At 51.0% G+C, this 13,342-nt stretch carries 12 protein-coding genes; 6 read left to right on the forward strand and 6 right to left on the reverse strand.

Annotated elements, in window-relative coordinates:
- The 3 genes from pqiB (at position 1) to rmf (ending at position 2,625) form a co-directional block, all read left to right on the forward strand.
- Positions 1-1,641 (forward strand): intermembrane transport protein PqiB, encoded by a 1,641-nt coding sequence (gene pqiB / locus FCH32_RS07145; RefSeq protein ID WP_117341732.1) that lies wholly within the window; start codon positions 1-3, stop codon positions 1,639-1,641.
- Positions 1,638-2,201, forward strand: a complete 564-nt coding sequence (pqiC, locus tag FCH32_RS07150) for a membrane integrity-associated transporter subunit PqiC (RefSeq protein WP_096757644.1) — start codon at positions 1,638-1,640, stop codon at positions 2,199-2,201. The genes pqiB and pqiC overlap by 4 nt, the downstream gene beginning before the upstream one ends.
- Positions 2,202-2,457: 256 nt before the next feature.
- Positions 2,458-2,625: a ribosome modulation factor gene (rmf, locus tag FCH32_RS07155; RefSeq protein WP_003035871.1), complete on the forward strand. Its 168-nt coding sequence runs from the start codon at positions 2,458-2,460 to the stop codon at positions 2,623-2,625.
- Between the two features lie 85 nt (positions 2,626-2,710).
- Here rmf and fabA read toward each other — a convergent pair whose 3' ends face one another.
- Both fabA and FCH32_RS07165 read right to left on the reverse strand, forming a co-directional pair.
- A complete protein-coding gene (gene fabA, locus FCH32_RS07160; protein WP_003035875.1) occupies positions 2,711-3,229 on the reverse strand; it encodes a bifunctional 3-hydroxydecanoyl-ACP dehydratase/trans-2-decenoyl-ACP isomerase in 519 nt (172 codons plus the stop codon).
- Positions 3,230-3,297: 68 nt separating this feature from the next.
- Positions 3,298-5,058, reverse strand: coding sequence for an AAA family ATPase (locus tag FCH32_RS07165; protein ID WP_115258918.1), 1,761 nt, complete (start codon positions 5,056-5,058; stop codon positions 3,298-3,300).
- A 185-nt stretch (positions 5,059-5,243) separates the two neighbouring features.
- Between FCH32_RS07165 and matP the strand changes: the two genes are divergently transcribed.
- Entirely contained in the window at positions 5,244-5,696 is a 453-nt protein-coding gene (gene matP / locus FCH32_RS07170) for a macrodomain Ter protein MatP (protein ID WP_096757641.1), read from the forward strand.
- 98 nt (positions 5,697-5,794) lie between these two features.
- Here the strand turns inward: matP and ompA are convergent, their stop codons facing one another.
- Together ompA and sulA are read right to left on the reverse strand one after the other, a co-directional pair.
- Positions 5,795-6,853 carry a porin OmpA gene (ompA, locus tag FCH32_RS07175; RefSeq protein WP_115259970.1) on the reverse strand — a complete coding sequence of 353 codons (1,059 nt, stop codon included), beginning with the start codon at positions 6,851-6,853 and terminating at the stop codon, positions 5,795-5,797.
- A 355-nt stretch (positions 6,854-7,208) separates the two neighbouring features.
- Positions 7,209-7,718 (reverse strand): SOS-induced cell division inhibitor SulA, encoded by a 510-nt coding sequence (sulA, locus tag FCH32_RS07180; protein WP_096757640.1) that lies wholly within the window; start codon positions 7,716-7,718, stop codon positions 7,209-7,211.
- Positions 7,719-7,934: 216 nt separating this feature from the next.
- Between sulA and FCH32_RS07185 the strand changes: the two genes are divergently transcribed.
- Positions 7,935-8,549 carry a TfoX/Sxy family DNA transformation protein gene (locus tag FCH32_RS07185; RefSeq protein WP_174360689.1) on the forward strand — a complete coding sequence of 205 codons (615 nt, stop codon included), beginning with the start codon at positions 7,935-7,937 and terminating at the stop codon, positions 8,547-8,549.
- Here the strand turns inward: FCH32_RS07185 and yccS are convergent.
- Positions 8,527-10,680 (reverse strand): YccS family putative transporter, encoded by a 2,154-nt coding sequence (yccS, locus tag FCH32_RS07190; protein ID WP_174360690.1) that lies wholly within the window; start codon positions 10,678-10,680, stop codon positions 8,527-8,529. The two genes, FCH32_RS07185 and yccS, sit on opposite strands and share 23 nt — an antisense overlap.
- 18 nt (positions 10,681-10,698) lie before the next feature.
- On the reverse strand, positions 10,699-11,145 hold the full coding sequence (locus FCH32_RS07195) for a YccF domain-containing protein (RefSeq protein ID WP_096757638.1): 447 nt from the start codon (positions 11,143-11,145) through the stop codon (positions 10,699-10,701).
- Positions 11,146-11,270: 125 nt separating this feature from the next.
- On the opposite strand from FCH32_RS07195, the gene helD reads away from it, so the two are divergent.
- Positions 11,271-13,325 (forward strand): DNA helicase IV, encoded by a 2,055-nt coding sequence (gene helD / locus FCH32_RS07200; RefSeq protein ID WP_174360691.1) that lies wholly within the window; start codon positions 11,271-11,273, stop codon positions 13,323-13,325.
- Positions 13,326-13,342: the final 17 nt, after the last annotated feature.

Consider the following 13,342-nt stretch of genomic DNA (forward strand, 5'->3'; position numbering starts at 1 on the left):
ATGGAATCTAAAAGTGGGGAAGCCAAAGTGCAAAAGGTTAAAAACTGGTCGCCCGTGTGGATATTCCCAATCGTCACCGCACTCATCGGCGCGTGGGTCCTGTTTTATCACTACAGTCATCAGGGGCCGGTCGTCACGCTGATTACAACCAATGCTGAAGGTATTGAAGGTGGCAAAACCACGATCAAGAGCCGCAGCGTGGATGTCGGCGTCGTTGAGAGTGCCACGTTGACCGACGATTTGACGCATGTGGAAATTAAAGCACGTCTCAATTCTGGTATGGAAAAGCTGCTGCATAAAGACTCGGTCTTTTGGGTAGTGAAGCCGCAGGTGGGACGTGAAGGTATCAGTGGCTTAGGCACGCTGTTATCCGGGGCGTATATTGAACTGCAGCCGGGTAACAAAGGCAGCCAGCTCGCCAATTATCAGTTGCTGGACTCTCCACCGCTGGCACCGCCAGATGCGAAGGGGATCCGCGTGATTTTGGACAGCAAAAAAGCCGGTCAGCTTAGCCCGGGAGACCCGGTGTTGTTCCGCGGGTATCGCGTAGGGTCAGTTGAGACCAGCACCTTTGATGCGCAAAAACGCTCCATCAGCTATCAGCTTTTCATTAATGCGCCAAACGATCGCCTGGTCACCAGCAACGTACGTTTCTGGAAGGACAGCGGTATTGCCGTCGATCTCACCTCGGCGGGGATGCGTGTAGAAATGGGATCGCTAACCACGCTGTTTGGCGGTGGAGTCAGCTTTGATGTGCCGGAGGGGTTAGAACAAGGCCAGCCGGTTGCACAACAGGCCACGTTTAGCCTGTATGACGATCAAAAAAGTATTCAGGACTCGCTGTATACGGATCACATTGATTACCTGATGTTCTTTAAAGACTCGATTCGCGGGTTGCAGCCTGGTGCGCCGCTGGAGTTCCGTGGTATTCGCCTCGGTACGGTTAGCAAGGTGCCTTTCTTTGCCCCGAATATGCGTCAGGTGTTCAATGATGATTATCGTATTCCGGTGCTGGTGCGCATTGAACCAGAACGCCTTAAGGCGCAGTTGGGTGAAGATACTGATGTCGGTACCCATCTGGCCGAATTGCTCAAGCGTGGATTAAGAGGATCCCTGAAAACAGGGAATTTGGTCACCGGGGCGCTGTATGTCGATCTGGACTTCTATCCGAAGGATCCACCGATTACGGGCGTGCGCGAATTTAATGGTTACCAAATTATCCCGACCGTGAGCAGTGGTCTGGCGCAGATCCAGCAACGTTTGATGGAAGCATTGGATAAGATTAATAATCTGCCACTGAATCCGATGATTGTGCAGGCGACCACGACACTTTCAGAAAGCCAGCGCACGATGAAACATCTGCAAACGACGCTGGATAACATGAATAAGATCACCGGTAGCCAGTCGATGCAGCAGCTTCCTGCGGATATGCAGAATACACTGCGCGAACTGAATCGTAGCATGCAGGGCTTCCAGCCAGGTTCTGCGGCCTATAACAAGATGGTGGCAGATATGCAGCGTCTTGATCAGGTTCTGCGTGAGCTGCAGCCGGTATTGAAAACGTTGAACGATAAGAGTAACGCGCTGGTGTTTGAAGCGAAGGACAAAAAAGATCCAGAGCCGAAGAGGGCGAAACAATGAAAAAGTGGCTAGTGGTGATGATGGCGGTCTGGCTGACGTCATGTAGCTCCAGCGGAGAGAATAAAAGCTATTACCAGCTCCCTATCGCCCAAGGGGGCGTACAGAGTAGCGCTAACCAGGGTAACCGCCTGTTGTGGGTTGAGCAGGTGGCGGTACCGGATTACCTGGCAGGTAATGGCGTGGTGTACCAAACCAGTGATGTGAAGTACGTTATTGCCAACAGTAATCTGTGGGCCAGCCCGTTAGATCAGCAATTGCGTAACACTCTCGTCGCCAACCTGAGCACGCAGTTGCCAGGGTGGGTGGTTGCCTCTCAACCGTTGGGCAGTACGCAGGACACGCTCAATGTGACGGTAACCGGCTTCCATGGCCGCTACGATGGTAAAGTGATCGTCAGTGGTGAATGGTTGCTGAATCACCAGGGACAACTGATTAAGCGCCCGTTCCACATCGAAGCCATGCAGACGCAAGATGGCTATGATGAGATGGTGAAGGTACTGGCCAGCGCATGGAGTCAGGAGGCGACGGCTATCGCTCAAGAACTGAAACGCATTCCTTAAGCTTAAATAATTGTAAATTACACCGCCTTCGGCTCAGCGCCCTGGGCGGTTTTTTTTATTTTTTTCACGACTGATATAACTGTTCTGACTCATGATTTTTGTATAGATGATTTACCGGGTAGCTCACAAATATGACACTGGCGTGAATTTTGCGCATTGACGAGTCTGATGTTTCGGGGTATTCGTTTAGTGTGATTGCACACTTAGTAATCACTGTTTTCTTTTCCACCAGACCCAAAGATGAGGGAAACGAGGCATGAAGAGACAAAAACGAGATCGCCTGGAACGGGCACATCAACGTGGATATCAGGCCGGCATCGCCGGACGCTCAAAAGAAATGTGTCCCTATCAGACGCTGAATCAAAGGTCATACTGGCTGGGAGGCTGGCGAGAAGCCATGGGGGATAGGGTGTTAATGGCCTGATTCTGTCTCTTTAGATAAAAGAAACCTCCGCATTGCGGAGGTTTCGCCTTTTGTAGCATCTTATCAGGCTAACAGATGTCCGCAATTAGAACGCAGACGTATCCTGGAAAAGGCCTACTTTCAGATCGTTCGCCGTGTAGATCAGACGACCATCAACCAGCACTTCACCATCTGCCAGGCCCATGATCAGGCGGCGGTTAACGATACGTTTGAAGTGAATGCGGTAAGTGACTTTCTTCGCGGTCGGCAGAACCTGACCGGTGAATTTCACTTCACCCACGCCCAGTGCACGGCCTTTACCTTCACCACCGAGCCAGCCGAGATAGAATCCAACCAGCTGCCACATGGCATCCAGACCCAGGCAGCCTGGCATCACCGGATCGCCAATAAAATGGCAACCGAAGAACCACAGGTCCGGGTTGATATCCAGTTCAGCTTCAACATAACCTTTGTCAAAGTTGCCACCGGTTTCGGTCATCTTGATGACACGGTCCATCATCAGCATGCTTGGTGCAGGCAGTTGTGGGCCTTTTGCGCCAAACAGCTCACCGCGACCAGAGGCAAGAAGGTCTTCTTTTGTATAGGATTCGCGTTTATCTACCATGTTCTCTGTAAGCCTTATCTTATTGAAGCACGCAGGATAGCTAACACGTGTACGCTGAACAAGTCCGATCAGTTCGGAATAATCCAGTTCAGCCAACGCAGCGGCCATGGAAAACGGTGACGACCTTCCTGTTGCGTTGCCGCAGCAATACGCTCCTGGATAGTTTGCATCAACGTTGTTTGGCCTTCGCCATCCCACACCAAATTTAACAACAGTGGTAACGCATCGGTCACGTCATCCACCGCCCAAATAGTGAACTTTTCTTCTTCAACGGCCTGTAACAGGGCTGGCGGTAGGCTCAGGTGCCTGACGTTGGCTGAAGGGATAATCACGCCCTGCGTACCGGTTAATTCACGCTGCTGGCAGATAGTGAAGAAACCTTCAATTTTCTCGTTCAGGCCACCGACAGGTTGTGCCCGGCCAAACTGATCGACAGAACCGGTAATCGCGATGCTTTGATTGACAGGAACATCGGCAAGGGCGCTAATTAATGCGCACAGTTCAGCCATGGATGCGCTGTCTCCATCTACTTCGCTGTAGGATTGCTCGAAGGTTAGCGAGGCAGAGAAGGGGATTTGCTGTTCGAGCTGCAGTTCCGACATCAGGAACGCCTGCATGATCATCATACCCTTGGCATGAATATTTCCGCCCAGTTCGGCTTTACGCTCAACATCGGTAAATTCGCCATCGCCAATATGCACAACGCAGCTGATACGAGAAGGTTCACCAAACGCGCGAGGATGCCCTGGAAACTCAATCACCGACAGCGCGTTTATTTGTCCAATTTGCTCGCCTTCCGTCTCGATAAGGATCTGCTCTTGCAGGATCTCATCCTGCATGCGTTCGGCCAGGAAACCTTCCCGCCATTCGCGTTGCGCCAGCATCAGACCCAGCTGTTCTGCGCTGCAGGTTTCGCCTTCACAAAGGGGGGCCACTTCCTTGAACTGGCGGATGATCCACAGCGGATTAAGCGGTAATGTCGCCTGATCGCCGGTATAACGAACGGCCTCACGCACCAGCGTTTGCCAGGCGTCAGGGGCGGGATAGGGAAGATTGTTGCGTATGGCGGTATGCGTGACCCACTGACACCACTGGGTCATGGTTTCAGCATCCACTATCTGCAGATTATCTTCAAACTCGCTGTAAATTGCCTGTTCAGCTAATTCTGGTTCCATTTCCTGGAAATCGGCCAGCGACTCACGCTCACCGACTAACACCACTTTCAGTTTCAGCGGCATAGACGGTACGGAGACAGGAAGTGGACGAGATTCGTCGAAAGCTACCCAGTCAAAGCGCTCGTGGCTGACAATGGCTTTCAGGCGCATCCACAGCAGGGGTTGAGCCAATAGGGTGCGTAATGAGATAACCAGCACGCCCCCGTTTGCCTGATGCACCAGTCCCGGTTGCAGCGTAATTTCACCATTGAACTGACGCAAACAGCCAAACAGTTGTTCGGCTTCAACCCAGTCAGCATTGACTACCTGAGTTAAGGTCGCAAAATTGTCTTCTGCGTGCTGTGCTGCACGGTAACGGATAGTGTGCCCAGAGATGTCGTAATGACCTCCGGTTAAGCTTCCGGCATCCGTATGTAATGAGCGCGCAGCCGTGGCGATAAGATTGAGATACTCAAGCTCTTCCGGCGCTTTCACCAGCATAAAGGAGGACGTCGCCCATTGCTGAAGCAGTTGCTCAAGCGCAAATTGTAAGCGTGGTTGAGTATCACTGAGTAAGGTATCGGTTTCGTCAGTGACGTGCGGCTGTGCAAATATTTCCTGATAACTGTCAGTATCAGGAACCAGATCACGCCATGCAAGTTTCGTAATGGTCAAAGTTGATGTTTTTTAGTCTGTTGTAAAAAACGAGATTATACCGTAACCGTCAGCACTGCACACGTGGAATGCACCGCTAAACGGGGATGATGACGCGCGACAGTTCACAGGCTGGATATTCTTTTCTTCAGATGCCCAAAAAGCTGATATTCTGATAAGAGTTACACGGTAACATTGAGATCGCAATGAAATATCAACAACTTGAAAATCTTGAAAGCGGCTGGAAATGGAAGTATCTGGTGAAAAAGCATCGTGAAGGGGAGTTGATTACCCGTTACGTGGAAGCCAGCGCTGCCGAAGAAGCCGTTGATTTATTGCTAACCCTCGAAAATGAACCGGTTCGGGTGAATACCTGGATTGAAGAACACATGAATGCCGCGCTGCAAAATCGTATGAAGCAAACCATACGCGCGAGGCGTAAGCGGCACTTTAATGCAGAGCATCAGCATACGCGTAAGAAATCTATCGATCTGGAGTTCATGGTTTGGCAGCGCTTAGCAGGGCTTGCGCAGCGGCGTGGAAAAACGCTTTCTGAAACCATCGTGCAGCTGATTGAAGACGCTGAGCATAAAGAGAAGTACGCGAACAAAATGTCCACATTGAAGCAGGATTTACAAGCGTTGCTGGGAAAAGAATAGCCTGATGTCGGCTTCGGTGTGCTGAGCACCCACGTTTTTATGGTGAACCACAGGTGAAAAAAAACCCCGCATCGCGGGGTTTTTTATTAGACGAGAACTTAAGCCTGAGGCTGAGTTACAACGTCTTTGATGCCTTTAACTTCGATCTCAACACGACGATCCGGAGCCAGGCAGTCGATCAGTGCAGCGCGAGCTTTCACGTTGTCACAGGTGTTGCCAGTAACTGGGTTAGATTCGCCCATGCCACGTGCAGAGATTTTGTCAGAAGGAATACCTTTAGAGATCAGGTAATCAACAACGGACTGAGCACGTTTCTCAGACAGGCTCTGGTTGTAAGCGTCAGAACCGATACGGTCAGTGAAGCCCAGAACCACAACGGAACCGTCTTTCGGATCCAGGTTGCTCAGCTGGCTGTACATCTGATCCAGAGCCTGCTGGCCTTCTGGTTTCAGAGTCGCTTTGTTGAAGTTGAACAGAACGTCAGACTTCAGAGTGAAGTGCTTGGTCTGGACTTCTGGAGCCGGAGCCGGAGCTACAACTACTGGAGCTGCTTCTTCCTGCTGGCCGAAACGGTAAGAAACACCAACGCTCAACAGACCGTTATCCGGACGACCACCAACGGTGTTCGCATCACCGATGTTGTTGGTCCACTGGTATTCCAGACGGGTAGCGATTTCAGGAGTAATTGCATACTCTACGCCGCCAGCGAATACTGGGGATACGCCAGTGTCGTGGTCTTTAAAGCCTTCGTTGTTTTTAGCGTCAGCACGCCAAACCATACCACCCAGACGGGTATAAACGTCCAGATCGTCAGTGATTGGGTAACCCAGTTTAGCGGTCAGTTGAACGCCCTGAGCTTTGAAAGCGCCGTTTTGATGAGTGCCGTCGGTGTAGCCTTTGTACGGCATACGACCTAACCAGTCGTAACCCATTTCAAAACCAACGTACGGGTTAACCTGATAACCACCGAACGCACCAGCACCCAGTTGGCTTTCGTGGGTAGGACCGGCGTTGTTGATCTGGTTGTTGCCTACGTCATGGAACTGAGACCAGCCCATTTTAGCACCAGCATACCAGGTGTTATCTTTCGGAGCGGCCTGCGCCACGGTAGCGAAACCAGCCAGTGCCACTGCAATTGCGATAGCTGTCTTTTTCATTTTTTGCGCCTCGTTATCATCCAAAATTCGCCATGACTATCTCCAGAGAGATAACACGGTTAAATCCTTCACCCGGGGATCAGTTCAATAGTTACTCTACCGATATCTGCGGCTTAAGCCGAGCACCCCTGGCGATGTAAAGTCTACAACGTAGTTGAAAACTTACAAGTGTGAACTCTGTCAGGCATATGAAAAAAAAAGGCTTGTATACACAATATTTAACATTTATGGCTGATTAATTGAACTCAAAACTTCTCTAAAACCGCTTCTGACAGGCGTTCACACAAAATATGCGTTATATCTCAATGGCAGATTGAGGTATGAAAAAAAATTCCAGGATTAATCCTAATTTTACTTAATGATACAAATTCGAGTGAATTTTTAGCCCGGAATGCTGTCTCCCCGCAAGTGCCTGAGCGCGAACAGGACGCATAATAAATCCCATTGCATTCCCTTCATCTGCAGCTTTCACCAGTTCTGCATGTTCATCTTCTGTTAATTCTTCAGTCAGCCAGCCGATAACCACGCTGTAATTGCCGGTGCGCAGCGCGCGAACCATCGATTCTAACGTGTGGCAGGGAGAGAGTTGACTAATTTGCATAACTTTCGTTAATGGAAGCCCCGCTGATTGCACCCATTCACGGCTCAGCTTTTGTTGTGGCGTAAGCCAGAGCTGCCAGCGTGATTGCTGTCCTAACTGCTGAAGCAGGGGTAATAGCAGTAATTGCGTCATCATGGGCTGGTCCTCGCGATAGACCACTTCACTGATAAGCCCGGCAGTCGCATTTTCTGAAGAAACGCGCGCACTATTGCTTGATGTTGAAGAGAACGACGAAGAACGATTTGCGTAGCCTGAAGTGTACATAATCAATCCAGCCCTGTGAGTTACTGTATGGATGTACAGTAACTCTGCTATCACTAAAGATCAACCTTATTTTCGGAAACAGACTCGCAATTTTTAGCCGTCGTGGCGGGAAATATAAAATTCATCTTGCCCCTTGGGGCTAAGTTGCCTATCGTCGTCATTAACGGATCTGTTACTGGAAATCATTCCATTATCTTATGATTTAAAAGGACTTTTATGAAAAACCTCTCTTATGCCAGGATCTATAAATCACAAGAATATTTGGCCTCTTTAGGTACAATTAGCTACCGCTCTTTATTTGGCAGTTATAGCCTGACGGTGGGCGATACGGTCTTTGCAATGGTTGCCGACGGTGAGTTATACCTGCGGGCCTGTGAGCAAAGCGTACAGTACTGTGTCAAACATTCCCCGGTCTGGTTGACGTTTATGAAGCGGGGACGTCCCGTGATACTCAACTATTATCAAGTTAATGATGCGCTGTGGCGAAACCATCCGCAGTTGGTGTCTTTATCACGATATTCGCTGGATGCCGCAGTAAAAGAAAAGCAGACGCGTGTTTCGCAACACCGGTTACGGGAACTGCCGAACATTTCCTTTCATCTGGAGACCCTACTGAGTGAAGCCGGGATTAACGATGAGAATACATTACGCACCCTGGGTGCTCAAATGTGTTGGCTAAAGCTTTTGCAAATTAACCCATCGCTGACAGTGAAAATTCTTTATGCGCTTGAGGGTGCAATCAGTGGGATACATGAAGCTGCACTCCCGACGGTTCGCCGCCGGGAGTTGGTTGAGTGGGTGAGTTCACTTAAGCCTGAACCGGGTTACTAATGGGTAATGCCGCGATTTGTTGCTGTAACCGACTGATTTCTGGTAACAGCGCAATCAATAATCCAACCTGTTGTACGACCAGCGGTTCTTTTGTGTCCTGGCTCGTTTCAAGATGTTGAATCCGTTGTTTAAGACTTTCCAGAGCCTGGTATACGCGCTGCTCGTCAGCGGGTTGATGATGAAGCGCATCATCAACATAGCAGACCGCGTCGTCCAGTAATGCCAGGACTTCCGGGTTAGTCAGCTGTTCCCGGTGAGCGCCGAGAGCGGAAATATAGCTGGTGAAGGTATGGTTGAGGCACAGCAAACGGAATGCCATTTCGCGCGTTTGGGCTGTAACATCTGGTTCACTCGACATGTTCGACACCACGGAAGCAAGCTCCGCATCACGGTTATGTGCATCACGGCGGGCAATTCGGTATGCCAGACGGTTATCACGGCCCTGATGATATTGCTCAAGGATAGCGTCCAGATAGCGGCAGTTAGCATCCGTTGCTCGTTCGATGACCCGTGGTAAATTACGAAAACGCCAGTCTGGCCAGATAAAACTGACGGCAGCCCAGGCAATCGCACAGCCGATCAGCGTATCGATGACTCGCGGCAGTGCGACCTCGAACCCTTCTCCCAGCAGGTTAAAGCATAATAATACCAGCAGGGTGATAAATATGGTCGCATGGGCATACTGTACGTTGCGAAAGGCGAAAAAGAGCACGCCGGTAATCACCAACAGGATGAGCTGCCCTTCCAGAGAGGGGACGAACCACAAAATGGGTAAACCAATCGCTATTCCGACTAAGGTACCAATAATTCTCAGGGCCAGGCGATGTCGGGTGGCGTTGTAGTTTGGCTGACAGACAAACAGACTGGTTAGCAGGATCCAGTATCCATGGTTCATACCGGTTATCTGGATGATGGCGTATCCGACACAGAGCACCAACGACATGCGGATAGCATGGCGAAATAGGGCTGACTCGGGGGTGAAGTTACGGCTCAGACGCAACCAGATATCGCTGAACCCATGTGGGCTGTCATCGGCAAGCTGATTTTCGGACTCATTGCGCGAAATGACCTGCGCCTGCTCGGACTCAATTGTTGCCAATTGCGCGTCGATAGCACGCAGGTTAGCGAGCAAAAATCCCAATGTTTTAAGCAAGTCTGCAGGCGCACCATTAACACGCATGCGCTCAAGTGCGGCATCGATATGGGTGAAAACGCGCTCAAAATGTGGGTCATGTTGGTAGGGTGCGCGCAATAAAATACAGCGTGACAGCTGCATACAGGCTTGCCCCTGCATAGACATCAGGCGCTGGAAGCGAAACATCACGTCGCTGTGACGGAAGTGATCGCGTAGCGTTTGGTATTGAATATGCGAAGAGCTTGCGCGTTCGTGTATATCCTGCGCCACAAAATAGTAGTGTAACGTGCGACGTGTTCCCCGTTGCCCACGGTCACCGCGCAGGCGGGTTAGCAACGACACTTTGGTTTGGTTTAGCGTCGCCATCAGTTGCCCATTGGCCAGCGCTAAATCGTAGAGCGGTGCCTGGCTTTCATCTTCAATGTCGGGATCAAACAGACGGGATTTCAGCTCCAGATAGTGCGCTAACTGCTCATAGCTGCGCGCCAAATTATCCTGCAATGGACGGATTGGGAACAGGAGATGTCCGGTCAATGTCAGCAGGTTGTACCAGATAGCCCCGGCGAGCAGTAGTATCGGCTGCTGATACCACTGATCGTACAGTGACGTGCCCAGCATGGTGTAAATAGCGATAAGCAATGCGCCGAAGGCGATCGTCGCATAGCGCTGGCCTAATCCGCCAAGCAGAATAAAGCCGCTGGTTGAAAGCGTTAATCCAATGGCAAACAGCCACGGCCATGGGAAGAGAAGCTCGACGGACGCTGAGGCAATAAAAAAACAGATCAGCGTAATGATCAAATTGCGCAAGCGACCAGCTAGACGATCGTCGAGGTCGGTTAACGCGGCGGCCACCATGCCCAGCGTCAGCGGGATAGTCAGCTTGACGTCGCCCAGCCACCAGGGCAGCGCGGTGGTGCCACAAAGTGCAATAAAAATTCGCACGTAGTACAGCCAGGTGCTGTTCCAGGTATAGCGTTTGAGCAGAGGACTTAACATAAAGGCCATCAGTCCTGGTTATTCAAAGCGGCGACGCGCATTGGCTTCACGTGCTGCGCGGGCAGTTTCTACCGAGACCACGCGCCGACCGACGGGCCAGAGTGCAATTGCGGCAATCTTAAAGTTAGCAATCCCCACCGGAATACCAATAATCGTGATGCACTGGGCAATACCGGAGACAATATGCATCAGGCACAGCCACCAGCCGAAGAAAATCAGCCAAAAAATATTCAGTAATGTTCCGCCGGTGTTCAGAAGAACATTTTTACCTGCCGGGTTGAGTTCATCAACATGAATGGCTTCGTTGCCATAGGGAAACAGAGAAAGGCGCGTTATCTCCCAGCATGAGCGGGTTAATGGCAGGGTAAAAATAAGCACGATACTGACCAGCGTTGCCAGTAACCAGGCTAAGGTGGTGGCGAACCCCCCGAGCACAAAATTTAAAATATTCAGAACTGTACGCATAAACTCTCGGTTAACTCTGGTTTTTGGTGAATTCGGCAATTGTAACGTTTTTTTGGGCTGGAGCACGTTTTCTCTGGCGGTTACACTGATAAGTAAACCTCTTCGTGTGGATCCGCTTAAGCCTTATGGAACTGAAAGCTACTTCTATTGGAAAACGTCTGGCGCAACACCCGTACGATCGGGCCGTTATTCTTAATGCCGGGATTAAAGTTTCCGGCGATCGTCACGAGTATCTTATTCCATTCAATCAATTACTGGCTATTCATTGCAAACGGGGCCTCGTATGGGGGGAACTCGAATTTGTACTCCCGGGCGATAAGGTTGTGCGACTTCATGGGACGGAATGGGCAGAAACTCAGCGTTTTCATCGCCATCTCAACATGCTTTGGCAGCAGTGGAGCCAGGAAATGAGCGAGGTCGCCGCCACGGTTTTGCAGGAGCAGCTCGAGACGATTGCGGCCCGTACCCATGAAAATAAATGGCTGACACGCAACCAAACGGCAGGCCTGCAACAGCAAATCCGTCGCGCTTTCGCGGCGCTGCCGTTGCCGGTTGAAAGGCTGGAGGAGTTTGACAACTGTCGCGAGGCAATACGCCAGTGTCAGGCATGGTTGCAGGATATTGAAGCCTGCCGGTTGCAGCATAATCAAGCCTATACCGACGCAATGCTGACAGAGCACGCCGAGTTCTTCCAGCAGATTGAATCTTCGCCGCTGAATCCGGCTCAGGCCCGGGCGGTGGTTAACGGTGAGCAATCGTTACTCGTGCTTGCGGGTGCGGGAAGTGGCAAAACATCTGTGCTGGTGGCACGTGCAGGTTGGCTACTGGCAAAGGGAGACGCGATGGCCGAACAAATTCTGCTGCTGGCGTTTGGTCGCAAAGCGGCCGAGGAAATGGATGAGCGGATTCGTGAGCGACTGCATACAGAAGACATCACCGCCCGGACGTTCCACTCGCTGGCGCTGCACATCATTCAGCAGGGCAGTAAAAAGGTCCCAACGGTAAGCAAGCTTGAAAACGATACCCCCGCGCGCCATAAACTTTTTATTACCGCCTGGCGTCAGCAGTGTAGTGAGAAAAAGGCGCAGGCCAAAGGCTGGCGGCAATGGTTAGAAGAAGAGATGCAGTGGTCAGTACCTGAAGGTAATTTTTGGGATGATGAAAAACTGCAGCGTCGCCTGGCCCCGAGGCTGGATCGTTGGGTTAGCCTGATGCGTATGCACGGGGGGGCGCAAGCGGAAATGATTGCCAATGCGCCGGAGGACATTCGCGATCTATTCAGTAAACGTATCAAGCTCATGGCGCCGTTGCTTAAAGCATGGAAGAGCGCCCTGAAAGAAGAAAACGCCGTTGATTTTTCCGGGCTAATTCATCAGGCCATCGTCATTCTGGAAAAGGGGCGTTTTATCAGCCCGTGGAAACATATTCTGGTTGATGAGTTTCAGGATATTTCCCCCCAGCGCGCAGCGTTGCTGGCTGCGTTGCGACAGCAAAATTCACAGACCACCTTGTTTGCTGTAGGAGACGATTGGCAGGCTATTTATCGCTTTAGTGGCGCACAGCTTTCGTTAACTACTGCCTTCCATCACACCTTTGGCGAGGGCGATCGCTGCGATTTGGATACCACTTACCGCTTCAATAGCCGTATTGGAGAGGTAGCCAACGGTTTTATTCAGCAAAACCCGCATCAACTTGCAAAACCGCTTAACAGCCTGACGGTTGGTGACAAAAAAGCGGTGACGCTGTTGGATGAAAGCCAGCTGGATGCGCTGCTGGATAAGCTGTCTGGTTTTGCGAAAGCCGAGGAGCGAATTCTGGTACTGGCGCGCTATCATCATCTGAAACCTGCCAGCCTGGAGAAGGCGGCGACCCGTTGGCCCAAGCTACAGCTTGAGTTTATGACTATCCATGCCAGTAAAGGGCAGCAGGCGGATTACGTCATTATTGTCGGGCTTCATGACGGTAATGATGGTTTCCCGGCACCGGCCCGCGAGTCAATTATGGAGGAGGCGCTGCTGCCGGCGGTAGAAGATTTTCCTGATGCAGAAGAGAGACGCTTGCTTTACGTGGCGCTTACGCGTGCACGGCATCGGGTATGGCTGCTGTTTAATAAAGACGCGCCGTCGTGTTTTGTCGATGAGCTTAAACAGCGGGATGTGCCAGTTAGCCGTAAACCTTGAAAGCAGGCGGCGACAGC

Source organism: Citrobacter gillenii (assembly GCF_013337685.1).
Classification (GTDB): Bacteria; Pseudomonadota; Gammaproteobacteria; order Enterobacterales; family Enterobacteriaceae; genus Citrobacter; species Citrobacter gillenii.